This is a genomic window from Nonomuraea purpurea, assembly GCF_042650645.1.
Taxonomy (GTDB): domain Bacteria; phylum Actinomycetota; class Actinomycetes; order Streptosporangiales; family Streptosporangiaceae; genus Nonomuraea; species Nonomuraea purpurea.
Map to the genome: position 1 here is coordinate 234847 of NZ_JBHSBI010000007.1, position 26567 is coordinate 261413.

The window sequence follows — 26567 nt, forward strand, 5'->3', positions numbered from 1 at the left end:
ACATACCGGCTCATGAGCGCTCACCGCACACCATACGGACACAAAGCACCGTACACCGGTCACCGCACCAGTCCGGCGCGGCGCGCGCCGACCGACGTGCCCGTCTCCAGGTGCGAGGCCCCCGCCTCGGCGGGGAAGCCCAGCCCGGGGCCGTGGTGCGCGGACTCGGCGCCGCTCACCCCGAAGATCCCGGCCCCCTGCTCCGCGTGGCCCGCCATCCGCCGGAACACCGCGAACAGCTCGCGCCCCGTCCCGACCCACTGCGCGTCGCTCAGCGGCCGGCCCTCGGGCGTGCGCCTGGTCAGCTCCTCGGCGGGCACCAGCAGCTCCAGCGTCCCGTCGGCCGAGTCCAGCCGGATCACGTCGCCGTCGCGCACCAGCGCGATCGGACCGCCGTCGGCCGCCTCGGGCGACAGGTGGATGGCCGCGGGCACCTTGCCGGACGCGCCCGACATGCGCCCGTCCGTGACGATCGCCACCCGCTGCCCCCTGTCGAGCAGCACGGCCAGCGGCGGCGTCAGCTTGTGCAGCTCCGGCATGCCGTTCGCGCTCGGCCCCTGGTAGCGGATGACCGCCACGAAGTCCTGCCCGTCCAGCTCGCCCGCCTCGAACGCCCGCAGCAGGTCGAGCTGGTCGTCGAAGACCTTGGCCGGCGCCTCGATCACCAGGTGCTCGGGCTTGACCGCGGAGACCTTGCTGACCGCGCGGCCCAGGTTGCCCTCGACCATGTGGATGCCGCCGTCCGCGGAGAAGGGCCTCGCGACAGGACGCAGCACGTCCAGGTCCGAGCTGCCGCCCTCGACGGGCGCCCAGGCGAGGGCGCCGTCGACGAGTGAGGGGGCCGAACGGTAGCGGTCGAGGCCGGGACCGGCCACGGTCATCACGTCGCCGTGCAGCAGGCCCTCGTCCAGCAGGTCGCCGATGAGCACCTGCATGCCGCCGGCCTCGCGGAAGTGGTTCACGTCCGCCTGGCCGTTGGGGTAGATCTTGGTCAGCGACGGCACGGCCTCCGACAGGCACGCCAGGTCGTCCCAGGTCAGCACGATGCCCGCGGCGGCCGCCATGGCCACCAGGTGGATGGTGTGGTTCGTGGAACCGCCGGTGGCCAGCAGGGCGACGCAGGCGTTCACGACGGACTTCTCATCGACCAGCTCGCCGATCGGCGTGTACTCCGGGCCGTGCGCGGTGATCTCCACCGCCCGCCGCCCGGCCGCCTCGGTGAGGGCGTGGCGCAGCTCGGTGTGCGGGTTGACGAACGTCGAGCCGGGCAGGTGCAGCCCCATGACCTCCATCAGCGCCTGGTTGGAGTTGGCGGTGCCGTAGAAGGTGCAGGTGCCGGGGGAGTGGTAGGACTTGGACTCGGCCTCCAGCAGTTCGTCCCTGCCGACCTTGCCCTCGGCGAAGAGCTGGCGGGTGCGGGCCTTGACCTTGTTCGGCAGACCCGAGGTCATCGGCCCGGCCGGCACGAAGATCGCGGGCAGGTGCCCGAAGTGCAGCGCCCCGATGAACAGCCCCGGCACGATCTTGTCGCACACGCCCAGCAGCAGCGAGGCGTCGAACATGTCGTGCGACAGCGCGATCGCGGTCGCCATCGCGATCACGTCGCGGCTGTAGAGCGACAGCTCCATGCCGGCGCGGCCCTGCGTGATGCCGTCGCACATCGCCGGAACGCCGCCGGCCACCTGGGCCACGCCGCCCGCCCTGCGCACGGCCGCCTTCAGCTCCGGCGGATACGTCTCATACGGCTGGTGCGCGGACAACATGTCGTTGTAGCTGGTCACGATGGCCACGCCGGGCTTGCTCGCGCCCATCAGCGCCGGCTTGTCCTCCGACGGGGCGGAGGCGAAGCCGTGCGCCAGGTTCGCGCACCCGAGGTGGGCCCGCGCGGGCCCCTTCGCCTTGGCGGCCTCGCCGTCGCGGCGGATGCGGGCCAGGTAGGCGGCCCTGCTGCCCGCGCTGCGCTCGGCGATCCTGTCGGTGATGTCCTGAATGATGGAATTCACGCTTCCTCCTCGTGCCACGCGCGACCGCTGCGGCCGAGCAGTTCGTGGGCTGCGGCGGGTCCTGTGGTTCCCGCGGGGTAGGGCTCGGGCAGGCCGGGGGACGACTCCCAGGTCCGCAGGATCGGGTCGATCCAGCGCCAGGCCGCCTCCACCTCGTCCCTGCGCATGAACAGCGTCGGGTTGCCCGCCAGCACGTCGGTCAGCAGCCGCTCATACGCCTCCGGCACCCGCGCCGTGAACGTCTTGCCGAAGCTCAGCGACATCGGCACCGGCTTCAGCGTCACCTCGCCCGCGCCCGGCTCCTTGGCCATGATGTGCAGCTCGATGCCCTCTTCCGGCTGCAGCCGCAGCACCAGCCGGTTCGGGGCGCCGCCAGGGAAGATGGAGTGCGGCACGTCCTTGAACTGCACCACGATCTCCGACCTCCGGTACGGCATGCGCTTGCCGGTCCGCAGGTAGAAGGGCACCCCGGCCCACCGCCAGTTCTTGACCTCGGCCCTGATCGCGGTGAAGGTCTCCACCCGCCGCGAGGCCTCGGTCGGCGGCGTGGATCCGGGCTCGTCGAGGTAGCCCGGCATGTCGCCGGCCTCGGTGTACTGCCCCCGCACCGTGAACCTGTCCACCTCGGTGCCCGCGATGGGCCGCAGCGCCTGCAGCACCTTGACCTTCTCGTCGCGGATGGACTCGCGGTCGTTGCGGGCCGGCGGCTCCATCGCCGTCAGGGTCAGGAGCTGCAGCAGGTGGTTCTGCACCATGTCACGCAGCGCGCCGGCATGGTCGTAGTAGCCGCGCCTGCCCGGCGTGCCGACGGTCTCGGCGGCGGTGATCTGGACGTGGTCGATCCAGAGCGAGTTCCAGATCGGCTCGAGGAAGGCGTTGGCGAAGCGCAGCACCAGCAGGTTCTGGACGGTCTCCTTGCCCAGGTAGTGGTCGATGCGGAAGATCTGGCGCTCGTCGAAGATGGCGCCGACCTCGTCGTTGATCCGCTGCGCGCTCGGCAGGTCGTGGCCGAGCGGCTTCTCCAGCACCACGCGCGAGCGCGGCGTCACCAGCCCGGCCGTCTCCAGTTCCCGGCAGAAGGGCCCGAACGTCCTGGGCGGGCTGGCCAGGTAGAACACCCGGTCGCGCTCCTCGTGGCCGGCCAGCAGCCTGGTCAGCGCGCTCCACCCGGACCTGTTCTCTCCGCCGACGTCGACGGAGACGTGGTGCAGGCGGCCGAGGAAGCGCTGCCACACGGCGGGGTCGTCGATCGGCACCTGGTCGCGTACGTCGGCGTCCACCTTGCCGCGGAAGTCGGCGTCGGTCAGCCCGCCCCTGGACATGGCGATGATGCGGGTCTCCGGGGAGAGCCGGCTCTCCCTGTCGCTGTGATACAGCGCCGGAAGCAGCTTGCGCATGGACAGGTCGCCGGTGCCGCCGAAGACGACGAGGTCGGCGGTGTGGGCGGGAGTGGGAGAGACGGTGGACACGGTGTGGACTCCGGTGATCTACCAACGAAGGACAGAACGGACACTAACGAGAGTTTGGGTCGCACACAAGCGGAGTTTTGGCATTTGAGATGAAAAAGTGCGGACTTTTCATGACCTAACCGTATGTGGTTCACTTAGCCGATGCCACGACGTACCGCCGCGACCCTCGCCTCCAGCGGCGAGGTGCTCCGCCTCATCCGCACTGGTGAGGCCGTGACGCGGGCCGATCTCGGCCGGGTCACCGGCCTGTCGCGTCCCGCGGTGCAGCTGCGCGTCGCCGAGCTGCTGGAACGCGGTCTCGTCGTGGAGCGCGACGACGCCCCCTCGACCGGCGGGCGGCCGCCGGTCCGGCTGGAGTTCAACGCCGCGGGCGGCGTGGTGCTGGTGGCGGCGCTGGGCGCCAGCCGCACCAGGGTGGCCGTGTGCGACCTGGCCGGCCGCGAGCTGGCGGGCCGCGAGTTCGCGATGGACGTGGAGCAGGGCCCCGACACCGTGCTGCCGCTGCTCATGGACACCTGGGACGACCTGCTCGGCGACCGGCCGCGCGCGATGATCAGGGGCGTCGGGATGGGCGTGCCCGCCACGGTCGAGTTCGCGCAGGGCCGCACGGAGAGCGCCCGCGTGATGGCGTCGTGGACCGGCGTGGTGATCCCGCCGATCATCCGCGCCCGCTTCCCCGTCCCGGTGCTGGTGGACAACGACGTGAACGTGCTGGCCATCGGCGAGCACCGCGGCGCCTACCCCGACCTGGACGACCTGATGTTCGTGAAGATCTCCACGCGGATCGGCGCGGGCGTGATCGCCGGGGGCGGCATCCTGCGCGGCGCGATGGGTGCGGCGGGCGAGATCGGGCACATCCCGGTGCTGGACGGCGGCGCCGTGCTGTGCCGCTGCGGCAACACCGGCTGCGTCGACTCCGTCGCCAGCGGCGTCGCGCTCCTGCGCGAGCTGCGGGCGCTGGGCAAGGACGTCAAGACGATCGCGGACGTGACGACGCTGGTACGGGCCGGCGACGCCGAGACGATGGCCACCGTGCGCGAGGCGGGACGCCGGATCGGCGAGGTCCTGGCCGGGGCGGTCAACATCCTCAACCCGTCGGTGGTGGTGCTCGGCGGCGACGTGGCGGAGGCGTTCGGGCCGCTGGTCTCGAGCATCCGCGAGGTCGTCTACCGCCGCTCCACGGCCCTGGCGACCCGGCGGCTGCGCATCGAGCCGAGCAGGCTGGGCGCGGGGGCGGGCATCAGCGGCTGCGCGGTGATGGTGCTCGACCACGTGCTCTCGCCCGAGGCCGTGGACGAGTCCATGACGGTCTCCCCCCTGCGCAGGGTGTCGAGCTAGAGATCCCAGCGGGGTTCTTCGCTCTCGCGTACGGCCTCGACTACCTCCTGACCGGCATGGCCCAGGCCCGCGAGGGCGGGTTCTGACCACGAAACCGGCCAAGAAGACGCTCCGTCACGGCGCCCGGCCCGTGAGCCTTCACGACCGGCCATGACAGGCGGCAAGGAGTTACGGCGCGTGCGGTGACGTCGGCAGCGCGTAAAACAAGAAGGGGTTTATGGGGTTGGGTTGGAGCCGGGGATGCGATGGGGGTGGCGGGTGCGGCGAGAGGCGGGAGAGGGGGCGACCTCGGCCGGGAGCGCCGTGGCGGAGGAAGGTGGTCGCGTCACGGCGGGGGAGCGCGCGGGTTGCGGTGCCACACCCCCCGTGCGCACCGGAGTCCTGGTCTGCCGCGAAGGTTTGGGGCTGGCGGCGAAAGAGCGGGCCGGTGGGGGAGCGGACGTCGTGGGAACGGGCGGGGCGGACGTCGTCGGGGAGGGCTTGGTCAAAGGGACCGGGGACGTCGACAGCGTGCCGACGGCGGCGGAGGTGAAGCCGCTCGCGGGAGCCGTGTGAAGCGGGGAGGGGACCTTTCCGCCCGGCCAGTGGAGCGCGTCCAGGGTGCGGCCGGTGAAGGCGCCGCCGACCAGGCCCGCCGCCCCGGCCAGCATCACCGTCCCGAGCAGAATCCCGGCGGCCATCACCACACGCCGACGCCGCTCGCCCTGGCCGGGGCGGGGAGATGATCGCTGAGTTCCACTCACGCCTCAAACTCTAGAGACGCCCGCGCACTCCTCATACCCGTGTATGAGGATGTCCGGCCGAATCACAGATGATCAACAGCTGCAGATCAGCCCGCGCAGAGCCGTTTCCAGGCACAGTTGCGAGTTCGCCGGGGCCGGCCACTGGAAGCGCACCAGCGCCTCGTCCGCCCGCACGGTCGCCCCGAACCGGTCCAGCTCCCACAACCACACCTCCCCGGCCTGCTCCCCGAGCTGCCTGGCCACGCCCGCGGCGAGTTGCGGCCGGTGCGAGGAGTTGACGTGGGCCAGCACCTGTTCGGCCGTCTCGGTCAGCGGGTCGGGGGTCGCCGCGAGGTAGTCGTCGGCGTCCAGCAGCCCCGATTCCTGCCCGGTCAGGTAGACGACCTGCCCCACGTCCATCCGCAGCAGCCGGGGCGCCCAGGGCTCGCCGAACCGCTCCAGCGCCTCGAACAGGCTCTCGTCCGCGCTGTGGGTGGCCACCGCCACCGCCGCCTCCCGCGCCTCGGGCTCCGGTACGGGCTCCGCCCAGCCCTGCACCTCGATCAGCCCGCGCGGATGCGTGACGGAGCCCAGTTGCCGCATCGCCGTCAGGTTCACCGCCACGAGCGCGTCCCCCTGGAGCCCGTGCAGCGGCTCGCCGGGCAGTACCAGGAGCACGGGACGCCCGCGTCCGTCCACGCCGCCTCGGGTCGGCGCGGGGGCGCCGTCCACGGACAGTTTGGCGACGCTCGCGGTCGCGGCGAGGGTGCGAACCCGTTCGGGGATCGGCAGCATGACGCCTCCTTGGGAGCACAACAGCATGGTAGGTTAGCCTTACCTAAGTAAGGATTACCTAATCACATTGAGGTGAACGTGCGCTACACCGGCCCCAAGGTGCGACTGTCGCGTCGCGCGGGCGTCCCGCTGACCAGGAAAGCCGTCCGCTACTTCGAGCAGCGTCCCTACCCGCCGGGCGAGCACGGCAGGAAGACCAACCGCCGAAGCACCGGAGACTACGGTCTGCGGCTGATGGAGAAGCAGAAGCTGCGCTGGTACTACGACGTGTCGGAACGACAGCTGCGCCGCTACTGGGACACGGCGCTGCGCAAGCCGGGGGCGTCGGGCGCCGAGCTCGTCACGCTGCTGGAGACCCGGCTGGCCTCGGTCCTGCTGCGGGCCGGGCTCGCGCCGTCGATCTACGCCGCCCGGCAGTACATCAGCCACGGGCACATCGCCGTGGACGGCCGCAAGGTGGACATCCCCAGCTACCTGGTCAAGCCAGGACAGGTGATCACGGTCAGGCAGCGGTCGCGCGCGATGCAGCCGTTCGTGGCCGCCGCCGAAGGCATCCACGCCGACGAGCGCATCGCCCCCTACCTCTCGGCCGACCACGCCGGCCTGCGCGTCACGCTGACGCGCCGGCCGGAGCGCGAGGAGATCGTCATCCCCGTCGACGAGCAGCTCGTCGTGGAGTTTTACTCCCGTTAGTTTTGACACCGTTGGTCTGGCTGCCGTTGGCCGCGGCGCCGTTCGCCACCGCGGCGGCGTGGTCCTGCTGCATGTCGCGCAGTTCGGCGACCTCCTTGCGCAGCGCGGCCAGCTCGTCGAGGATCTGCTGGGTGTGGGCCGTGGTGGTGTCGTTCCGCGCGGCCCGCTCCTCGGCGTTCTCCTCGTCCATGGCGCTGACCACGACCGCGAGGAACAGGTTCAGCACCACGAACGTCGACACCAGGATGAACGTGGTGAAGAAGATCCAGGCCGTGGGGTGCTGCTCCATCACGTCCCTGGCGATGTTGCCCCAGTCGTCGCCCGTCATCGTCTGATACAGGGTGAACAGCGAGGTCGGCAGGCTGCCGAAGCGGTCGGGGGCGGCCTGCCCGTAGAGTTTGGTGGCCATGACGGCGGCCACGTAGAGCACCAGGGAGAGCAGCACCACGATCGAGCTCATCCCGGGCATCGCGCGCAGCAGCGCCGAGACGACGCGGCGCAGGCTCGGCACGACCGACAGCAGCCGCAGCGCGCGCAGGATGCGCAGCGAGCGCAGCACGGACAGGCCGCCTGTGGCGGGGGCGAGGGCGATCCCGACGATGATGGCGTCGAAGATGTTCCACGGGTCGCGGACGAACGCCGCGCGCTCCACGTAGATCTTGGCCGCCATCTCGGCGACGAAGATGTAGAGGGCGATGTGGTCGATCGCGGTGAGCAGAGGGCCGTAGCTCTCGACGACGGCCGGGAACGTCTCTAAGCCCAGAGTGGCCGCGTTGATCAGGATGGCGGCGATGATGAACCGCTGGAAATGCCGATGGGCGAGGACGGCGCGGGTGCGTTCACGCACGGGGGCAGGCTCCTAAGAGGTGGATCATATGCCCTACCATGATGGCGTAACATGATCAAGACATTGACTGTGGTATAAAAACCCACCAGACAGCCGGTCGGCGAGGGGGCTCCACCAGATCATGTCTTACCCGAACTATGACGCTTCCTATTACGGGCCGCCGCCGCAGAGCCACCCGAACGGCACGACCATCCTCGTGCTGGGCATCCTGAGCCTGGTCGTCTGCGGCATCCTCGGCCCGTTCGCCTGGGTGATGGGCAACAAGGCGCTGCGCGAGATCGACGAGAGCGGCCACTACTTCGAGAACCGCGGCACCATCCAGGCCGGGCGCATCTGCGGCATCATCAGCTCGGCCCTGATGATCATCGGCGTCGGGGTCTTCGTCCTGATGTTCGGCATCGGAATGATCGCCAGTATCTCCTCGCCCTCCTCCTACTGAGCTACACCAGCTCCTTTCAGCAGTTGGCGCGGGGTTCGGGCGGGCCGCGTCGGGAGGGCGGGCGGCCCGCCGGGTTCAACGTCAGGGCGTGCTCTTGGCCCGTCGGCCGAGGGCGGCGATGATGCCCGCCGGGTCCAGGTTCCCGTACCCGTAGTCGTCGTCGAAGCCGACCTCGCTGCGGTCCTGCGCCGTGCGCCGCAGCAGCGCCCGCAGTTGCGCGGGCGACAGCTTCGTGGCGGGCCAGCGGGTACGCACGGCCGCCACGAGCCCCGCCGCGACCGGCGTGGCCGCCGAGGTGCCCGAGTCGGGCTCGGCGTCGCCGAACGCCTTGGAGCCGGAGAAGTGCGTGTATGAGCAGAGGTCCGGTTTACGGGCGGTCAGCCGTCCAGGACCCTGCGAGGAGTACCCCACCCGCTCCCCGTTGACGTCGATGCCGCCGATCGACAGGGCCTTCGGATGGGAGTTGGCGCCCACGATGGACCGGTCGGGGAAGAAGCAGCGCGCGTCGGGGCACTCGCGTCCGCAGTTGCCCGCCGCGAACAGCACGTCGGCGCCCGCTCGGTCCAGGCTGGCCACCATCAGGTTGAACGGGTGGGCGGCATTGTCGGAGTAGTTGCCCGGATGTCCGACGGGGAAGTCCCATTCAGGAGAGAACGACCCCCACGAGTTGCTCACGACCAGGGCCCTGGTGGCGGCGGGCTGGGCGTCGAGCACGGTGCGCAGGTGCGCGAAGGCGGCGACCGCGTCCGACAGCAGCCCGTCCATGGACGACCCGCCGGGACGGGTGGACAGCAGCAGCGGGATGTCGATCAGCGAGGCCTGCGGGGCGGCGATGAGCGCGTCGAAGGCGCACATCGTCCCGTGGTCGACCTCGAACTCGCCTGGTCTGCCCCGCACGCCCGCCGGGCTCCAGCACCGCGCCGCGTCCACGGTGACGCCGCGGCCGAGGTGTCTCGCGGTGTGGGCGGCGTTGATGCCGGTGTCGACCACCGCCAGCGCCACGCCGGCGCCGTCGAAGCCCTCGGCGCGCAGTCCTGGCACGTTCAGCAGCCGTTCGACGTCGTGCCAGTCGCCGACCGGCGGATCGCCGCCGCAGGTCGGCGTGGACTCGATGACGGGATCGGAGAAGACGCCCACGACGTCGGGGCGCAGCGTGGGCAGCAGGGCGACCCTGGAGGTCAGTTCGTCGTCCGAGATCGTCCCGCGCACCAGCACGGAGGCGTCCTCGGCGGCCAGGGAGAAGTCGAGCGGCTGGTTGAGCGAGAGGGGGTCGCCGCCCGCCGCGGGGACGGGCCTGGGGACGGCGACGGGGACGAAGGCCGTGTCGAGTTCGACGCCGGGCAGCCCGTCGGCGACGTCGGCCGTGGTGGCGGTCCGGCCGGGATCGGCGACGGCCGCGACGAGATCGGGCGAGGGGCGGAGCTGAATGAGAACCCGCATGTGTCACCACCGAATCAAGTGGAGGGAATGAACGTCCCAACATTCCTTCATCGAACGGTGCTCGTCCAGCCAATTTCGGGGTTCTGACCTGCGAGAATGCCTCAATTGGGGCGAAGCGGACGACAATTCTTCTGCCCTGTCAGACTTCCTTGTTTTCGGTCCGTTCACTACGGTGAAGCTTCATGACGCTCCAGGCGCAGAAGCCGGTCACTGACGGGGAAAGGGAGCACTGGCTGGCGGTGCGACCGCGGCTCGTTCTCGCCAGCGCTTTCATGCTCTTCCTCGAGCTGGCGCTGATCAGGTGGACCGGATCCAACATCGTCCACCTCAGCTACTTCACCAATTTCGTGCTGCTCGGCTCGTTCCTGGGCATCGGGCTCGGCTTCCTGCGCGTGGGGCGCTCGCGGCGGCAGCCGTACTACTCGCCCATCGTGCTGGCCGTGCTGGTCATCGTCGTGCTGACCTTCCCGGTCACCGTCGACAGGAACACCGAGGGCGTCCTGTACTGGACGAGCCTGAGCACCAGCGGGCCGCCCGCCTGGCTGATCCTGCCGGTGATCTTCTGCGCCGCCGCGCTGATCCTCATGGGCCCGGCCGAGCTCGTCGGCCGCTGCTTCCCCGAGCTGCCGCGCCTCGAGGCCTACCGCTACGACCTGATCGGCAGCCTCACCGGCATCGCCGCCTTCACGGCGCTGTCGTTCCTGAGCGCGCCGCCGGTTTTCTGGGGGCTGATCGCGGCCGTCTGCTACGGCGTGCTGCTGCTGCCCAGGCCGCGCGTGCTGTATGCGGCGCTGGTGAGCGTGCCGTCCCTGGTCGTGGTCGGGCTGCTGCTGGCCGAGACGCTCACCGCGGGGGCGATCTGGTCGCCGTACTACAAGGTGACCACCAGGCAGCTCCAGCAGCTCGGCGTCCTGGTCACCGACATCGCCGTCAACGGCATCCCGCACCAGCAGGCCGTGCCCGCCGCCGTCAGGCTGCAGTGGGAGCGCCAGTACGGGCTGCCGTACGAGCGCACCACCAAGCCGCCCAAAGACGTGCTCATCGTCGGCGCGGGCAGCGGCACCGACGTCGCGATCGCGCTGTCCAAGGGCGCGAGCCACGTCGACGCCGTGGAGATCGACCCCAAGCTGCGCGAGCTCGGCGGCTCGGTCCACCCCGACAAGCCCTATGACGACCCGCGCGTCACCACCCACGTCACCGACGGCCGCGCCTTCCTCGAACGTACGGGCAGAAAGTACGACCTGATCCTGTTCGCCCTGCCCGACTCGCTCACCCTGGTCTCCGGGGCCAGCTCCCTGCGCCTGGAGAGCTACCTGTTCACCGAGGAGGCCATGAAGGCCGCCCGCGCCCACCTCAAGCCGGGCGGCACGTTCTCGATGTACAACTACTACCGCGAGAGCTGGCTCGTCGACCGCCTGGCCTCGACCATGCAGAGCGCCTTCGGCCACAAGCCGTGCGTCGACGTCGTCAGCACCGCCGGGCAGCAGGCCGTCATCACCGCGGGCCTGACCCCGCCGGCCCAGCGCTGCGCGAGCGAGTGGCCGGGCGCCGCCCCCGGCACCCCTCGGCCCGCCAACGACGACCGGCCCTTCCTCTACCTGAAAGACGCCACGATCCCGCCCATCTACATCATCACGCTGGGCCTGATCCTCATCGTCAGCCTGCTGGCCGTCCGCGTCGTGGCGGGCCCGTACAAGCGGATGCGCCCGTACGCGGACCTGTTCCTGCTGGGCGTGGCGTTCATGCTGCTGGAAACCAAGAGCGTCACCGGGTTCGCGCTGCTGTTCGGCACCACGTGGGTGGTCAACGCGATCGTCTTCGCCGGCGTGCTGGTCGCGGTGCTGTGCGCGGTCGAGGTGACCCGCCGCTTCCGCATGCCACCCCTGCCCGTCATGTACGGGGTGCTGCTGGCGGGGCTGCTGCTGGCCTGGCTGGTGCCGAACGAGTGGCTGCTGTCGCTCCCGTTGCCCCTGCGCGCGGTGGCGGCCGTGACGGTGGCGTTCCTGCCGATCTTCGCGGCGAACGTCGTGTTCGCCAAGCGCTTCGCCGACACCGCCGACGCCACCACCTCCTTCGGCGCGAACCTGCTGGGCGCCATGGTGGGCGGCTGCCTGGAGTACGTGGCCCTGGTGATCGGCTACAAGGGGCTGCTCATCGTGGCGGCCGTCCTCTACCTCGGAGCGCTGGCGTTGCTGCCGAGAAAGAGCACCGCGGTGGTGTGAGAGACGACTCCCGAGGGGCCGGGGAACGACGCGGGTGCGCCCCCGGCCCCGCTCAGGAGGTGATGTCCTTGCCGGAGAAGCGCGCCCACGCGATCGACCCGAACAGCACGATGTAGGCGCCGAACGTCAGCAGCCCGCCTGACAGCGCCCCCGTGTCGATCGGGCTGCGCAGGACCGCGTCGAAGTCCGTGAACCGGGTCGGCAGCAGGTAGGGCGCGATCGCGGACAACTCCGGGATGGCCCGCAGCACCTGGCAGACGATGATGAGCACCATCGTGCCCGCGATGGCCCCGATGGACACCTCGGTGAACGTCGACAGCGCCAACGCGACGGCGGCCAGGGCCGCCATGCCGGCTCCGACGTAGCCGACCGTGATGAGGATGCGCAGCAGCCCCTCCGCCATCGGGATCGTGGTCCCCGACAGCAGCGTCACCGGCCCGGCCGGGAACAGGATCAGCCCCGTCACCAGCGCCGAGGCGGCCACGACCACGGTGGCGGCGTAGGCGAAGACGACCGCGTTGAGGTACTTGACCAGCAGCAGCCGCGTTCGGCCCGCCGGCGCGGCCAGCAGGTAGCGCAGCGTCCCGCCGCCCGCCTCGCCGGCGATCGAGTCGCCCGCCACCACGCTGACGGCGACCGGCATCAGCAGCAGCACGAGGAAGGAGAACGCCATGAACGTCAGCATGAGGCTGTTGCCCGCGACGTTCTGAATGAAGCCGCCCATTCCCTGGTCGGAGTCGTCGCTCATGAGCCGGAGCGGGACGCCGATGATGACGGGCACCACGGCGAGCACGGTCAGCATCGCGAGGTTGCGCGGCCGGCGGAAGGTCAGGCCCAGCTCCGAGCCGAGCAGCCGCCACAACGCCCCCGCGGCCCTGGCGGGCGAGGCGGCAGGAGCAGGCGCCGGCTCGCCCGGGTGACGCTCCGCGCTGCGCAGCGTCTCGGCCACCGGGACCAGCCCCGGCTCGCGACGGGCCGCGCCCGTCTGCGCGGGCGACGTCTCGCCGGCCTGGGTCCGGGTCTCAGCCGTCGACATCGAATCCCTCCCCTGTCAGTCTGACGAACACGTCCTCGAGGCTCGGACGCACCACGGCCAGCCCCCGTACGGCCACGCCTTCCCCCACCAGCGTGGCGTTGATCGCCTCCGGCGCGTGCCCGCCGAGCTCGGCCGTCACCTCGCCGTCCTGGACGAGCACGTCGGTCAGGCCGAGCATCCCGAGCACCCGGCCGGCGTCAGCCGCGTCGGGCGTCTCCACCCTGACGCGGGCCACCCGCCCGCCGCTCAGCGAGGCGATCGTGCCCTGCGCGACCAGCTTGCCGGTCCGCATGATCGCGGCGTGCGTGCACATCTGCTCGACCTCGGCCAGCAGGTGCGAGGAGACGAAGACCGTGGTGCCGTCGGCGGCGATCTCCTTGACCAGCGCGCGCACCTCGCGGGTGCCCTGCGGGTCGAGCCCGTTGGTCGGCTCGTCGAGGATGAGCAGCTCGCGCGGCCCGAGCAGGGCGGCGGCGATGGCCAGCCGCTGACGCATGCCGAGGGAGTAGTTGCGGAAGCGCTTGCCCGCCGCGGCCGACAACCCCACGCGCTCCAGCGCCTCGGCGGCGCGCCGCCTGGCCGTGCCGCGGGCGGCGGTCGGGTCGGCGGCGTCGAAGCGCAGCAGGTTGGCCATGCCCGACAGGTACGGATAGAAGGCCGGGCCCTCGACCAGCGCCCCGACCCTGGGCAGCGCCTGGGCCTGCGGCAGCCCGAGCACCGCGTACTCGCCCGCCGTGGGCGCGATCAGACCGAGCAGCATGCGGATCGTGGTCGTCTTGCCGGAGCCGTTGGGCCCCAGGAAGCCGAACACCGAGCCGCGCGGCACGCTCAGATCCAGCGCGTCCACCGCGACCTGGCCGCCGCGGAAGCGCTTGGTCAGCCCCTCCGTGACGATGGCGCCGTCCCCGGAGGGCGGGGCCGCCCCGAAGGGCGCCCCCGCTTCTGTCGTGACGGTGGTCACTTGGTGCCCGCCGCCTTGACGATCTCCTCCGGGGTGACCGCGCCGACCAGGAGGCGGCCGTCGTCGGTCAGCAGGGCGGTGGCAAGCTTGGTCTTGATCAGCTTGCCCGAGCCCCACGTGCCGCTCACCGGGGTGGCGGACTTGAGCACGGTGTCAAGCACCGCCTGGGGGTTGGCGCCCTGGCCACGCCCCTGTTCCTGCCCGGACGGCAGGTCCGACAGCGAGAACGGGACGACCGCCACGGACGCCCAGCCCTGGCCGACGAACTTGGCATCGCCCGCGACGTCCTTGGCGTGCTCGGCCTTCTTCTCGGCATTCGGGCCGAAGTCGTTCTCGCCGAACGTCGCCTCCTCCACCTTGGCGCCCGCGGGCGGGGTGAAGGTGAAGTTCTCGGGCGCCGGCGGCGTGAACGTCACCTGCGTGAACCCGACCTGGAACGCCGGCTCGGCCGACCCCTTGGCGTACACCTGCACCTGCAGCGGGACGTAGTTCTCCCCGTCGAGCGCGATGCGGATCTCCTGGATCAGCGAGCCCTCGTCCTTGGGCGCCACGACGAGCTGGTAGGCCGGGCGGCCCGCCACCTCGGCCGTGTTGATCACGCGGACGGTGGTGTGCTCGTCCACGTTGGCCAGCAGCTTCTGCGCCGCCTGCTGCGGCGTCAGGTCGGTCGGCTTCGGCGTGGTCATGGCGTGCTGTTTGTCAGCGCCGCCCTTGATCGTCATCTTGGTCGCGGTGTTGGTGGAGCTGTCCCAGTACCAGGCCTGCTCACCGTTGACGACCAGGTTGGTCTCGTTGAGCTGGGTCGGCATGGCCACCCGCAGCTTGCCTTCGGCGCCGTACCAGACCTTCACCTCGTGCGAGCCGGACAGCAGGCTGAGCGGCGACGCCGCGCCCTCGACCGGCAGCGCCGGCAGGCCCAGCGACGCCGTCTGCTGCACGGTGCCGGACATCGGCTCCACGCTCTTGCCGGTCGCCGCCGTGGCGTCGGCCAGCAACTGCGCGGCCGTGCGTTCCGGCAGCGTGGGCTCGCCGCTCACCGCGGCTATGACGGGACCGGCGCCGACCGCGGCTCCGATCACGGCCGCGGCCGCGACCGGGACTCCCCACCTCACGAACGTGCCTCTGCGCATCTCACTCCTTAACGGTATGTCGATACACACAGCCTGCGTGACGCATCCTTAGGAGGACCTGAGACTGTCTGAGACAACTCTCAGCCTTCTCAGCGTCGTCTCAGGGCGGGAACAGGAGAATCACCACATGAGAGTACTTGTCGTCGAGGACGAGCGGCGGATGGCGGCGGCCCTGCAACGGGGGCTCCAAGCTGAGGGGTTCGCCGTCGACCTCGCCCATGACGGCGAAGAGGGGCTGCACGCGGCCAGGCACGGCGACTACGACATCGTGGTGCTCGACATCATGCTGCCCAGGTTGTCGGGCTACAACGTGTGCAAGCGGCTGCGCGCCGAGGAGAACTGGGTGCCCATCCTCATGCTGTCGGCCAAGGACGGCGAGTACGACATGGCCGACGGGCTCGACCTGGGCGCCGACGACTACCTCACCAAGCCGTTCTCCTACGTGGTGCTGGTGGCCAGGCTGCGGGCCCTGCTGCGGCGCGACTCGGGACGGCGGCCGTCGGTGCTGGTGGCCGGCGACCTGTCGCTGGACCCGGCGCGGCGAAAAGTCGAGCGGGACGGCACCCCGATCGAGCTGACCCCCAGAGAGTTCGCGCTGCTGGAGTACCTGATCCGCCGGCACGACGAGGTCGTGTCGAAGGCGGAGATCCTGGAGCACGTCTGGGACACCTTCGACACCGACCCGAACGTGGTCGAGGTGTACGTCGGCTACCTGCGCCGCAAGATCGACGCCCCGTTCGGCAGGAACGCGTTGCAGACCGTGCGCGGCGCGGGCTACCGGCTGGCGGGCGACGGTGGCTGAGTCCCCGCTGATCTGGTGGCGGCGCCAGGGGCTGCGGTTCAGGCTCACGGTGGCGGCCGCCGCCGTGCTCGCGCTGGCGCTGGCCCTGTCGGCCTCGGTGCTGGTCAGCGTCCTGGAACGGGCGCTGATGGACACCGTCGACGAGTCCACCAGGCAGCAGGCGCAGGCGGTGCGGGTGGCGGCCGACGCCGGCACGCTGACCAGCCCGATCACCACCCACGACGGCACGATCGTGCAGGTCATCGACGCCGGTGGCCGCATCACGCACGTCACCTACGGCGCGGACCGGATGGTGCCGCTGCTCGACGCCCAGGCCAGGACGAAAGTGTTGCGGAACGGGCAGGCCACGCTGCTGGACGGCAGGCCGTACGCGCTGCCGGGATTCCTGCGGGTGATCGTGCTGCGCGCCGACCGAGGGCAGACGGTGATCGCGGCCAGGCCCATCAGCGAGATCCAGAACAGCCTCGGCACCGCGGGCCGGGTGCTGCTCGTCGGCACGCCCGCGCTGGTCGTGCTGCTCGCGATAGCGAGCTGGCTGATGATCGGGCGCACGCTGCGGCCGATCACCGCGCTGCGCAAGGGCGCGGCCGACATCACGCACACGGCCAGATCGCGCCGGCTGCCGGTGCCGCAGTCGCGCGACGAGGTGCACTCGCTGGCCACCACGCTCAACGACATGTTGTCCCGGCTGGAGGACGCCGAGCAGCGCCAGCGCGCGCTGGTCTCCGACGCCGCCCACGAACTGCGCAGCCCGCTGGCCAGCATCAGGCTGCAGCTCGAAGTGGCGCTCGGGCACCCGCAGGGCCAGGACTGGCAGGAGACGGCAGAGGGTGTGCTTGAGGACACGATGCGGCTGTCCAGGCTGGCCGAGGACCTGCTGGCCCTGGCCCGGCTGGACGAGCGCGGCGGCGTGCCCGCCAGGCGCGAGCCCGTCGACCTCGACGAGGTGGTGCGTCACACCGTCGACCGCTACGCCGAGGCCCGCCTGACCGTCTGCGATCCCGTCGTCGTCCGCGGCGACGCCCTCGATCTGAGCCGCGTGCTGACCAACCTCATGGACAACGCCTCCCGCCACACCTCCTCCAAAGTGGAGGTGGCGCTGACCGCCGACGGCGTCCTGACGGTCACCGACGACGGGCCCGGCATCCCCGAGCAGGACCGCGAACGCGTCTTCAACCGCTTCACCCGCCTCGACTCAGGGCGCAGCAGGGACGAGGGCGGAACCGGGCTCGGGCTGGCGATCGTCCGCGAGACCGTGCGGGCGCACGGCGGCACGGTCTTCCTGGAGGACGCCTCGCCGGGGTTGCGGGTGGTGGTACGGCTGCCCGTGTCCCGTTGAGGCCCTGTGTGGGCACGCCGGAGGATCGGGCGGGGTTGTTCGTCGAATGCGCGGGCGACCGGAGCGGTGCTCAGCGCGGGGGCTGGGGGAGGCCCTCAGGGGCACGGCGTTTTCGCCGGGCCCCCTGGGCTCGGTCGTCGTTCTCCGGGCCCTGGTTTCGTCGTGGACGGATCATGGAGCGTTCCGAATCGGGTCAGGCGGCTGTCCCCTTTTCCGCGGTGGACAGGAAGTCCTGGGCGATGAGCGGCAGGCGGCGACGGGCGTGCACGACGCCGATGACCCGTCGTACGGCGGGTTCGAGCGAACGCACCACCAGGCCGGCGCGGGAGGCCTGCTCGGCCAGGCCGCGATACCACAGCAGGGACGCCTGCCCGGTGCGCACCGCGTTGAGCCAGCCGTTGCGCTCGTCGGTTTCGAGCACGACGACCGGGGTCACCGAGTACTTGCCGAACATCGCGTCGAGCTCTCTGCGCCGCAGGCTGCCGCGGGCGGGAAGCGCCAGGCGCATCCCGTGCAGCCGGCCCATCGGCACCGGGTCGGGGAGTCTGAGCCCGGGCGGGGAGACCAGCACGATCTCCTGGCGCTCGAGCGGGTGGGTGATGAGATCGGCCGGTACGGGCAGGTCGGTCAGACCGAGGTCGGCCCGCTGGTCCCTGATGGCGCTGACGACGCCGTCTCTGCCGTCGCAACGCACGATGTGCACGCGCACCCCCGGATGCTCGGCCGCGTAGGCGGGAAGCAGCCGCCCGGCGAGGCCGGGTTCGAGAGTGGGCGTGGAGGCGATGCGGAGTTCCGCCTCCGTGATGGCGCCGTGGTTGGCCAGGCCCTCGATTTCGTGAACGGCGTCGAGTGCCTGCCTCGCCAGCTTGACCACCCGGCGGCCCTGAGTGGTGACGACCACGCCACGGCCTGAACGAGCGAAGAGCGTCATGCCGAGCTCCCGCTCCAGATCGCGGATCGCGCGGGATAGCGCAGGCTGCGCGATGTAGAGCGACCTGGCCGCGTCGGTCATGGTGCGGTGCTCCGCAGTCGCGACCACATAGCGGAGCTGCTGGAGATTCATGCCAAAAAGCTAGGACACCGATCGCCGCGCGGACCGGGAGATAGCGGAGATCACCTCGAATGATTTCGGACTGTAACCGTGCGCTGCTACTTCCGTGACGGATGATAAATCAGTAAGCTTCTGCCCCAAATTTGGCAAAGGTCCGACTAGTCGTGGTCCAAGACCATCCATTCCGGACAACCACGTGAACGGGGGAACACGGTGGCAGGGAACGGGCACTATCCACATCCGCCCCAGGGGCCAGGGCAGCCACGCAGGCCACCTTCGTTGCCCTGGCCGCCACCCGGCCATCGGCAGCCGCAGCCTCAGGGCGGCGGCCAGTATCCGCCACCGCCGCCTCCGCAGGGAAATCCGTACCCGGCCCATCCTCAGGGAAATCCGTACCAGCAGGCGCCGATCCCTCCCCAGGGGCCGCAGTATCCGCAGCCTCAGCCGCCGCCCCCCATGCCGCCCCGGCAGTGGCACCGGCCGCCGCCGCCCAGGAAGTCGGGCATGGGCGTCGTCGGGGTGCTCGGCGTGGTGTTCGGCGGGATGGCGGCGTTGTTCGTGCTGGTGGTCATCGGGGCGGCGATGATGCGCGGCTCCGACAGGTCGGACACCACGAATCCGGTCGCGATCCCGACGTACTCGCCGTCGGAGAGCACCACCGAGGACGACGACGAACCGTTCCCGACCAGGACCCGGACCCAGACGGAGACGGACGAGCCCACGCCCCCGCCCGTCACCGTGAACAGGAGCCTGAAGAACAACACGATGTACCTGGCGGGCGCCCTGCCCCGGATGAACTGCCAGGCGGGCAACGTCAACATCTACAACCACGGCCAGCTCAAGGCGCTGATCATGAAGACGAGCAGATGCATGGACCAGGGGTGGGGGTCGATCCTGCAGAAAAAGGGCATCCAGTTCAGCAAGCCCAACTGGGCCATCGCGGCCAAGAAGGGCCGGGGTGCGTGCGGGGACTATCCGTCTCCGGGGAGCATCGTGCCGTACTACTGCCCGCGCAACCACACGATCTACGTCTCCACCTCCGCCACGACGAGGGGCAACGGCAGCTCCGCGGGCTACGGCCAGCTCCTGTCCTGGCACGGTTCCATCACCAGCATCATGGCCCACGAGTACGGCCACCACGTGCAGAAGATCACGGGCCTGATGGAGTCGTACTGGTCCAGCGAGGCGGAGTCCGGCCAGAGCGCCAGGCTGGCGCTGAGCAGGCGGCTGGAGCTGCAGGCCACCTGCTTCGCCGGGATGTGGATGCGGTCGGTGGCGACGTCGTACCCGATCTCCACGACCAACAGGGGGCGCCTCTACTGGTTCTACGGGCGGGTCGGCGACCAGCCGGGCTACCCGCGCGACCACGGCACGCCCGTGAACAACAACCGCTGGTTCCGTCAGGGCTGGGAGAAAAGCAAGACCCACCAGTGCAATACGTGGATGGCGCCGTCCTCGACCGTCTCGTGAAGTGCACGTGGAGTTCATCTCAGCTTGGGCACATGTCTCTGATGTCCAGGTATGGGGACTAGAATCCTGGCAATCTTGTGCCCATTGGGAGGCAAACCTCGGTTTTGCCTGGTAGGCGTGTGAAGGAGCCGGTGTGAGCAGTCGCGATGGGGGAGACACCGTGCCAGGAGGCAGGAAACGGCGCCCCACTCGCCGACCGCGCCCGGCCTCCGGCTCGGCAGAGTCCGGTTCAGCCGGGTCCGGGTCCGCCAAACCCGGCCGGACCTCCGGCTCATCGGCTGGATCTGACTCGGCTTCCGGCTCGGCCAAGAGCGGCCGCGCCTCCGGCTCATCGACTGGATCCGGCCGATCCTCCGGTTCGTCGGCTGGTTCCGGCCGGTCATCCGGTTCATCGGGTGGGTCCGGGTCAGGCCGGGCTTCTGGTTCATCGGCTGAGTCCGGATCTGGCCGGGGTTCCGGTTCGTCGTCGCGGCGGCGTCCGGGCTCCGGGTCGGCAGCTCCGCGGTTCGCCGCGCCGCTGACCCCCGCCTCCGTCCTCGGGTGGACCGCACTGTCCGCCATCCTGCCCGGCGCCGCCCACCTGCGCGCCGGGCACCGCCGTACCGGGCTGGCGCTCGTCAGCGTGTACGCGGTGCTCCTGCTCGCGATCCTGGCTTACTGGCTCACCCAGGGGCTGTCGGGTCTGACCTCCTTCGCCGACTCCGACGTGATGCTCGCGGCGATCATCGTCGCCTCCATATGCGCGCTGGCGTGGTTCGCGCTGCTGGTGACCTCATACGTCGTGCTCGGCCCGAACAAGCTCAACCAGCACGGCCAGGTGGTCACCGGAATCGTGGTGGGCGTGCTGTGCGTGGCCGTGATGGCGCCTTTCGGCGTCGTGGCCGGCACCTTCATGACCGCGCGGGACGCGGTCCGCGGCATCTTTCCCTCGGGCGCCGATTCCGACGGCCAGCCGGTGGCCCAGAACCCCGCGGACCCCTGGGACGGCAAAGACCGCGTGAACTTCCTGCTGATCGGTGGCGACGCGGCGGGCAACCGCACCGGTGTGCGGACCGACAGCATGAACGTGGCCAGCATCGACGTCAAGACCGGGAACACGGTCCTGTTCAGCCTGCCGCGCAACCTGCAGCACGTGCGCTTCCCGCCGTCCTCGCCGCTGCGCAAGCAGTTCCCGAACGGTTACATGGCCGAGCTGCCCAACGGTGGCCTGCTCAACGAGGTCTGGCAGTACGCCGACGAAAACCCGCAGATCATGGGCGGCAAGAACAAGGGCCCTCGGGCGCTGATGGACGCCATCGGCTACTCGCTGAACCTCAAGATCGACTACTACGCGATGATGAACATGTACGGCTTCGCGCACCTGGTCGACGCCATCGGCGGCATCAGGATCAGGGTGGAGCAGGACGTTCGCTGGGGCGGCCTCTACGGCACCGCCGGCACGATCAAGGCGGGCGACCGCAAGCTGAGCGGCGAGGAGGCTCTCTGGTACGGCCGCTCCCGCGTCAACAGCGACGACTTCTCTCGCATGTCGCGCCAGCGCTGCGTCATCGGCGCCTTCGCCAAGCAGGCCACGCCCACCGTGATCCTCGCCAACTTCACGAAGATCGTCGGCGCGGCCAAGCGGATGGCCCAGACGAACATCCCCGAGCCCCTGTTGGAACCGCTGATGCAGTTGGCGCTCAAGGTCAAGGACGCCAAGATCACCAGCCTCCAGTTCGTCCCGCCGGACTTCTACTCCGGCCGCCCCGACTGGGTCAAGATCCGCCAGGCCACGCGCAAGGCCATCCAGGACTCGACGCGACCCGCCCGGGCGCAGACCGCCAACGTCAGCGCCTCGCCGAACACCACCGCCACACCTGCCAAGACCCGGACGAGCACACCTTCGGAGACGCCGACCCGAAACGGCCAGAAGGGCAGCGCCAAGTCCCTCGACGAACTCTGCGGCCTCTAGCGAGCTTCCGGCGCTGACCGGGCCACCGTCAGCGCCGCCTGGGCGGCCTCAGGGGCGCGGCCCCTGAGCTCCCGACGGCTCTTGGACCTGGCGTGAGCTTGAGGGTCGCTCGGGGCACACGGACGTGTCTCGGAGCCGCTGAGCGCCCCGGGGCCATCGCATCAACGGGACCATGCGGGGACCGGGGCGGTGGTCTCCGGTGCCCCGGGGCTGATGCGGTGATCCACGGTCGGGCGGCCGGCCCCCAGGGGCTGACCCCTGCCCCCTTGGTGATGAGGCCAAGGGGGCAGGGGGTTGTTGCCCTGCGGAGCCCGATAAAGCTCTGGGGCAGTGGGTTGGGTCAGGCGGAGGGGCGGCGGCGGAGGCCGAGGAAGCCGAGGATCGCGCCGATGACGCCCACCGCGAGTCCCGCGCCTCCCAGCACCCGGGCCGTCCCGTCGGAGCCGGCCGACGAGGCCGCCACCGTGCTCACCGACGGTGTCGCGGCGGCCGGGGCCGCACCGGGCGAGGCGGAGGCGGCCCCGTGGCCGTCGCCGCCGACGGCGGGCACGAGCTTGAGCGTGGGAGCCGGGTGCTCGGCCTCGGTCCCGTCGGGCTTGGGGGCGTCGGCCCAGTCCACCACCTCACCCCCCGAGTACGTCTGCTTGGTCGGGAACACCAGCGAGTCCACGTCCTTGGGCAACTGCCCCATGGACACCTCGAACTCCTGGAACTCCCCAGGGTTGATCTTGCCGCCCGACCAGACGACCTTGGTGACGGCCTCCTTCAGGTCGCCGTACTCGGTCTTGACGGGTGCGGGCAGTTTGCCCTCGGTGACCTTGACGTCCCAGCCGGGCAGGGGCTTGACCGACACGAACGCCAGCGGGTGGTCGGTGGGGAAGGAGACCTCGATCTTGACGGTCGAGGCGTTGTCGCGCTCGTTCGGCACCCGGAAGGCGACCTTGGTGAAACCGCCCTGCTCGGCGCTGCCCGGCTGGATGGAGACGTGGGCCAGGGCGGGGACGGCGAGCCCGGCGGTGAGGGCGGTGGCGGCGGCGAGCACGATCGCCGCACGGCGTGCGAAGGACATGCGGAAACTCCACTTGGGTGAAAGAAAAAGGCAGGGGTGTCAGATGGTCAGGCGGGAAGTGGAGGACCACGCCTGGCCACGCAGTGCCGGAAGCCCGGCTGCGGCGGGACCGTCCGGGTGAAGACGACGGGTACGGCACGGAGCGCGGCGGGGACGGCGACGCGCGGCAACAGTACGACGAGCCGGCGGCCGGCGCGGCGCAGCAGCGACCAGAGGGCGGCCTCGCCGCGCGCCAGCCACAGGCCCGTGATCAGGGTCGCCGTCAGGTGGGTCAGGAGCATGCCGGCGTTGACGGCCAGCCCGCCCTCACCCTGGGAGTGGCCGTGGACGAGGACGTAGGCCTCGCCCTCGCCCGCGAACAGTTCGTGCAGCCCGAGTTGCGCCCCGGTGAGCACGAGGGTGATCGTCCCCGTCGAACGTTCCCTGCCGCACAGCGCCAGCCCGAGCGCGGACACGCCCGCGAGGCCGAGCCCGGCCGCCCACGACTCGGGGGCCGCGCCGCCGCCCATCACGTGGGCGAGCGCGGCCAGAGCCACGCAGACGGCGGCGAAGGCGGCCGTCCGCGCGAGCCTCAGGGGGAGTTGCGCACGCATGGGTGTGGCCATGCTCTCACGGGGCGGGGTGTCGTGGGGCCCGGAGTGAGAAGCTGCGCAACGGGTGGTCTGAAATGGGCATTTGTCGCTAGTGTCGTGCCGAATTACGTCGACATCGAGGTGAGAGTGTTGCGGCACGTAGCAGGTTTGCTCATCGGGCTCGTGGTCACAGTCGCCATCCTGGGCGGCGGGGGGTGGGCTGTGCAGCAGGCCGCCGGCAGTGTGGCGGCGGCCCCACCGGACAGTCAGAAAATGTGGATAGCGTTGGGCGCGATGGCCGCCGTCGGCCTCGTGGTCGGGCTGGTGGTCGCGGGCCGCGTCTCGCCGGTGGCGACGTTCGTGCCGTCGATGGTGTTGCTGGCCTGGACGGTCGTGTACTCGCTCGATGTGAACAGGGCGCTGTCGTTCATCCCGGCCGAGCCGTCGATGCACCAGATCGTCAGGGACGCCGGGCTCGGCGACAAGACCTTGCTGACCACGGGTGTGTTCGCCCTGCTCGGCGTGGTCCTGTTCATCCCCGTGCTGATGCCGTCGCGCTGGTCGCGCCCGCATGACGACGAGGACGAGGACTACGAGACCACGCCGGAGGGCAGCTACTACTGAGCTGTGCCGGTGTAGAGGCGGGCGACCACGTCCTCGATCGACGACTGCTCGGGCGCCGTGGCCATCAGGTCGTCGAGCGTGCCGTCGAACGCCAGTCGCCCGTGGTCGATCAGCATGACCCGGCGGCACAGGCGTTCGATGTCGCCGAGGTCGTGCGTGGTCAGCAGCACGGTCGTGCCCTGTTCGGCATTCAGCCGCAGCAGGAACTCCCTGATGCCGGCCTTGCTGACCACGTCGAGCCCGATCGTCGGCTCATCGAGCACCAGCACGTCGGGCGCGTGCAGCAGCGCCGCCGCGAGGTCGCCGCGCATGCGCTGGCCCAGGCTGAGCTGGCGCACCGGCGTGCGCAGGAACGCGCCCAGGTCGAGCGTCTGGGTCAGCTCGTCGAGCCGTGACTCGAACGCACTGCGATCTACTTTGTAAAGGTGTCGGATCAGCTGAAAGCTATCGAACAGCGGCAGATCCCACCACAACGTCGTCCGCTGCCCGAACACCACCCCGATCCGCCGCGCCAGCGTCGTGCGCCGCCGCGACGGGTCGAGGCCCGCCACCCGCACCCGGCCCGACGTGGGCGTGAGGATGCCGCAGAGCATCTTGATCGTGGTGGACTTGCCCGCGCCGTTGGGGCCGAGGTAGCCGACGAACTCCCCGGCCGACACGGTGAACGACAGGTCGCGCACGGCGTGGACGACGGTCCGTTTGACCTTGAAGGTGCGTCCTGCCCCGTCGAGTTCGATCATCGTCAACTCCCCGTGGATCGGTAGTGCCTGATGCCCTGCCGCCAGGCCAGCGCGGCCAGCAGGGACAGGACCAGCGCGGCGGCCGGTCCGAGGAAACGCAGGAATTCGGGCGTGTCGAAGGGGTCGTCCCTGCCGAGGATGTACAGCCCCGGTTGCCAGTTGACGAAGGCCAGCGGGAGCACGTACGTCACGCCGCTGACCAGGTCGCGGCCGTAGATGCTGAACGGGTACTGGGTGAGCTGCAGACCGCCGTAGGTGAAGGAGCTGATCACCTCGGGCGCGTCGGTCAGCACGAACTGCAGCGCGCCGCCCAGCGTCCACAGCGCCGAGAAGATGACCAGGCCGGTGAGCACCATGACGGGGATCATCCAGGTCCGCCCCCAGTCGAGGCCGAGCGCGGCGACGGCGTAGCCGAGCACGAGGACGGCCTGCAGGATGCGGCCGGCCCTGCTGGCGTTGAAGCGGTCTGCGGTGAGCTGGACCCACGCGCTGACGGGTCTGATGAGGACGGTGTCGAGGGTGCCGGCCTTGATGTGCTGGCTGACCCGGTCGATGTTGCTGACGAAGGTGTCGCAGATGGTGAAGGGGAGGGCCGCGGCCCCGTACAGGAAGAGGACCTCATCACGGGAGAACCCGGCGAGGGTGGTGGTGTTGGCGAAGATGACCAGAATGACGGCGACGTCGAGGGCGGCGGTGACGAAGCCGAGCACGCACATCAGCGCGAACGAGGCGGGGTAGGCCGCGGCGGCGCGGGTCCACGTCCACACGAGCAGGAAGTACGTTCTAACCACCCTGGATCACCACCTTGTGGCGGATCGCCCTGGTGCCGAGGGCGCCGAGCCCGAGCAGCACGGCCGCCCAGAACGCCTGGAGGGCGAGCGTCTCCAGGACGGGGCCCTTGCCGAGGTAGAGGTCGGTGGGCAGTTGGACCATGGCGGCCCAGGGCAGCGATCGGGCGAGGTCGGCGAACCAGCCGGGGAAGATGTGCAGGGGCACCATCATGCCGCTCATGAACGTCGTCAGGACCAGCGACAACACGGCCACGCCGCGGTCGTCGACGAGCCAGCAGACCGACAGCGCGACCAGGTAACGCCAGCCGAAGCTGGCCACGGTGGCGATCATGAAGCCGGTCAGGAAGGCGAGCCACTGGCCGAGGTCGGTGGGGACGAGGATGCCGAACACCGCCGCGCCGACGAACATGGGCGGCAGGCCGCGCACGATGAACAGGTACAGGGCCCTGCCGAGGTCTTCGGCGAGGCTCCAGAGCTGCAGTGAGGCGGGACGGACGAGGTCGAGGGCGATGTCGCCGCTGCGGATGCGTTCGGGGATGCCGAGGCCGCCGCCGAACAGCTGCATCGGGCCGATGAAGGCCTGGGTGATGAAGCAGTACGTGACGGCGTCGGCGAGGTCGTAGCCGGCCAGGCCGGGGCGGGCCTGCCACAGGGCGATGAGGATGTAGGCGCGCAGGATGCCGAAGACGCTGTTGGTGAACGCGCCGGCGAGTGCGGCCCAGACGTAGGTGGCGTGTTTGCGGAAGCCGTACCGGACGAGCCGGGCATAGAGCGGTATGGTTTTGCACCTCCGGAGGGTGAGGGCACGGTTGCGGAGCGTGCCTGGTCCCGGGCACGGGTTCGCCGACGGGAAGCATGGATTATGCGTTGCGGGCGCGGGGCTCGGCAACGCGTTTAATTCACCACAAATCGCTCAGCGGTCGGGCGGCCGGACATGCGGGCCGACATGTCACATGGGTGAAAAATCCACGTTAGGGATGTGTTACTTACTCATCGGTAGGACCACGCGGCCTGAAGGGAAGAATCCTCATCGGAGGGTCGATATGCGGATCGACAGGGATGT

The 26567-nt window shown here is 70.3% G+C and carries 24 protein-coding genes; 9 read left to right on the top strand and 15 right to left on the bottom strand.

The features are described 5' to 3' along the window. Positions 1-59: 59 nt before the first annotated feature. Together edd and zwf are read right to left on the bottom strand one after the other, a co-directional pair. Positions 60-2003: a phosphogluconate dehydratase gene (edd, locus tag ACFOY2_RS16435; protein ID WP_379528884.1), complete on the bottom strand. Its 1944-nt coding sequence runs from the start codon at positions 2001-2003 to the stop codon at positions 60-62. Next, positions 2000-3472, bottom strand: a complete 1473-nt coding sequence (zwf, locus tag ACFOY2_RS16440) for a glucose-6-phosphate dehydrogenase (protein ID WP_379528885.1) — start codon at positions 3470-3472, stop codon at positions 2000-2002. The genes edd and zwf overlap by 4 nt, the downstream gene beginning before the upstream one ends. Before the next feature lie 141 nt (positions 3473-3613). Here zwf and ACFOY2_RS16445 point away from each other — a divergent pair, with 141 nt between their 5' ends. Next, positions 3614-4810, top strand: coding sequence for an ROK family transcriptional regulator (locus ACFOY2_RS16445; protein WP_379528886.1), 1197 nt, complete (start codon positions 3614-3616; stop codon positions 4808-4810). Between the two features lie 215 nt (positions 4811-5025). Here ACFOY2_RS16445 and ACFOY2_RS16450 read toward each other — a convergent pair whose 3' ends face one another. Beyond that, complete coding sequence (locus ACFOY2_RS16450; protein ID WP_379528887.1) at positions 5026-5553, bottom strand: hypothetical protein; 528 nt, start codon at positions 5551-5553, stop codon at positions 5026-5028. Positions 5554-5625: 72 nt separating this feature from the next. Then, positions 5626-6327 (bottom strand): DUF2470 domain-containing protein, encoded by a 702-nt coding sequence (locus ACFOY2_RS16455; protein WP_379528888.1) that lies wholly within the window; start codon positions 6325-6327, stop codon positions 5626-5628. A 78-nt stretch (positions 6328-6405) separates the two neighbouring features. Between ACFOY2_RS16455 and rpsD the strand changes: the two genes are divergently transcribed. Further along, a complete protein-coding gene (gene rpsD / locus ACFOY2_RS16460) occupies positions 6406-7020 on the top strand; it encodes a 30S ribosomal protein S4 (protein WP_357810188.1) in 615 nt (204 codons plus the stop codon). Here rpsD and ACFOY2_RS16465 read toward each other — a convergent pair. Further along, entirely contained in the window at positions 6974-7867 is an 894-nt protein-coding gene (locus ACFOY2_RS16465) for an ion transporter (protein ID WP_379528889.1), read from the bottom strand. The two genes, rpsD and ACFOY2_RS16465, sit on opposite strands and share 47 nt — an antisense overlap. 121 nt (positions 7868-7988) lie before the next feature. Here ACFOY2_RS16465 and ACFOY2_RS16470 point away from each other — a divergent pair, with 121 nt between their 5' ends. Beyond that, entirely contained in the window at positions 7989-8306 is a 318-nt protein-coding gene (locus tag ACFOY2_RS16470) for a DUF4190 domain-containing protein (RefSeq protein WP_379528890.1), read from the top strand. Between the two features lie 81 nt (positions 8307-8387). Here ACFOY2_RS16470 and ACFOY2_RS16475 read toward each other — a convergent pair whose 3' ends face one another. Beyond that, on the bottom strand, positions 8388-9746 hold the full coding sequence (locus tag ACFOY2_RS16475) for a S8 family serine peptidase (protein WP_379528891.1): 1359 nt from the start codon (positions 9744-9746) through the stop codon (positions 8388-8390). Between the two features lie 182 nt (positions 9747-9928). Here ACFOY2_RS16475 and ACFOY2_RS16480 point away from each other — a divergent pair, with 182 nt between their 5' ends. Then, the gene (locus ACFOY2_RS16480; protein WP_379528892.1) at positions 9929-11968 is read left to right on the top strand and encodes a spermidine synthase; all 2040 of its coding nucleotides are present in this window, start codon (positions 9929-9931) and stop codon (positions 11966-11968) included. Between the two features lie 52 nt (positions 11969-12020). On the opposite strand, the gene ACFOY2_RS16485 is transcribed toward ACFOY2_RS16480, so the two are convergent. Genes ACFOY2_RS16485 through ACFOY2_RS16495 form a run of 3 tightly spaced genes read right to left on the bottom strand, consistent with a single transcriptional unit; the run spans position 12021 to position 15095 of the window. Beyond that, positions 12021-13004: an ABC transporter permease gene (locus ACFOY2_RS16485; protein WP_379528893.1), complete on the bottom strand. Its 984-nt coding sequence runs from the start codon at positions 13002-13004 to the stop codon at positions 12021-12023. Further along, a complete protein-coding gene (locus ACFOY2_RS16490; protein ID WP_379528894.1) occupies positions 12991-13965 on the bottom strand; it encodes an ABC transporter ATP-binding protein in 975 nt (324 codons plus the stop codon). The genes ACFOY2_RS16485 and ACFOY2_RS16490 overlap by 14 nt, the downstream gene beginning before the upstream one ends. After that, positions 13962-15095, bottom strand: a complete 1134-nt coding sequence (locus ACFOY2_RS16495; protein WP_379528895.1) for a LolA family protein — start codon at positions 15093-15095, stop codon at positions 13962-13964. The genes ACFOY2_RS16490 and ACFOY2_RS16495 overlap by 4 nt, the downstream gene beginning before the upstream one ends. Positions 15096-15222: 127 nt before the next feature. Here ACFOY2_RS16495 and ACFOY2_RS16500 point away from each other — a divergent pair, with 127 nt between their 5' ends. Next, positions 15223-15897, top strand: a complete 675-nt coding sequence (locus ACFOY2_RS16500; protein ID WP_379528896.1) for a response regulator transcription factor — start codon at positions 15223-15225, stop codon at positions 15895-15897. Beyond that, positions 15890-17236, top strand: coding sequence for a sensor histidine kinase (locus ACFOY2_RS16505; RefSeq protein ID WP_379528897.1), 1347 nt, complete (start codon positions 15890-15892; stop codon positions 17234-17236). The genes ACFOY2_RS16500 and ACFOY2_RS16505 overlap by 8 nt, the downstream gene beginning before the upstream one ends. A 193-nt stretch (positions 17237-17429) precedes the next feature. On the opposite strand, the gene ACFOY2_RS16510 is transcribed toward ACFOY2_RS16505, so the two are convergent. Beyond that, entirely contained in the window at positions 17430-18299 is an 870-nt protein-coding gene (locus tag ACFOY2_RS16510) for a LysR family transcriptional regulator (RefSeq protein WP_379528898.1), read from the bottom strand. A 492-nt stretch (positions 18300-18791) separates the two neighbouring features. Here ACFOY2_RS16510 and ACFOY2_RS16515 point away from each other — a divergent pair, with 492 nt between their 5' ends. After that, complete coding sequence (locus tag ACFOY2_RS16515) at positions 18792-19757, top strand: neutral zinc metallopeptidase (protein WP_379528899.1); 966 nt, start codon at positions 18792-18794, stop codon at positions 19755-19757. A gap of 622 nt (positions 19758-20379) precedes the next feature. Continuing rightward, on the top strand, positions 20380-21708 hold the full coding sequence (locus tag ACFOY2_RS16520) for an LCP family protein (RefSeq protein WP_379528900.1): 1329 nt from the start codon (positions 20380-20382) through the stop codon (positions 21706-21708). Positions 21709-22048: 340 nt separating this feature from the next. Here the strand turns inward: ACFOY2_RS16520 and ACFOY2_RS16525 are convergent, their stop codons facing one another. Both ACFOY2_RS16525 and ACFOY2_RS16530 read right to left on the bottom strand, forming a co-directional pair. Then, a complete protein-coding gene (locus ACFOY2_RS16525) occupies positions 22049-22777 on the bottom strand; it encodes a YcnI family copper-binding membrane protein (protein WP_379528901.1) in 729 nt (242 codons plus the stop codon). 47 nt (positions 22778-22824) lie between these two features. Continuing rightward, positions 22825-23370, bottom strand: a complete 546-nt coding sequence (locus ACFOY2_RS16530) for an MFS transporter (RefSeq protein WP_379528902.1) — start codon at positions 23368-23370, stop codon at positions 22825-22827. Between the two features lie 252 nt (positions 23371-23622). On the opposite strand from ACFOY2_RS16530, the gene ACFOY2_RS16535 reads away from it, so the two are divergent. After that, positions 23623-23973 carry a hypothetical protein gene (locus ACFOY2_RS16535; protein ID WP_379528903.1) on the top strand — a complete coding sequence of 117 codons (351 nt, stop codon included), beginning with the start codon at positions 23623-23625 and terminating at the stop codon, positions 23971-23973. Here the strand turns inward: ACFOY2_RS16535 and ACFOY2_RS16540 are convergent. From ACFOY2_RS16540 to ACFOY2_RS16550, 3 genes are read right to left on the bottom strand one after another with little or no spacing between them, the layout of a single operon-like run. After that, positions 23967-24713 (bottom strand): ABC transporter ATP-binding protein, encoded by a 747-nt coding sequence (locus ACFOY2_RS16540; RefSeq protein ID WP_379528904.1) that lies wholly within the window; start codon positions 24711-24713, stop codon positions 23967-23969. The genes ACFOY2_RS16535 and ACFOY2_RS16540 overlap by 7 nt on opposite strands. Positions 24714-24715: 2 nt before the next feature. Beyond that, positions 24716-25504 carry an ABC transporter permease gene (locus ACFOY2_RS16545; protein ID WP_379528905.1) on the bottom strand — a complete coding sequence of 263 codons (789 nt, stop codon included), beginning with the start codon at positions 25502-25504 and terminating at the stop codon, positions 24716-24718. Continuing rightward, entirely contained in the window at positions 25497-26393 is an 897-nt protein-coding gene (locus tag ACFOY2_RS16550) for an ABC transporter permease (protein ID WP_379528906.1), read from the bottom strand. Before ACFOY2_RS16550 ends, ACFOY2_RS16545 begins: the two co-directional genes overlap by 8 nt. Between the last annotated feature and the right edge of the window lie 174 nt (positions 26394-26567).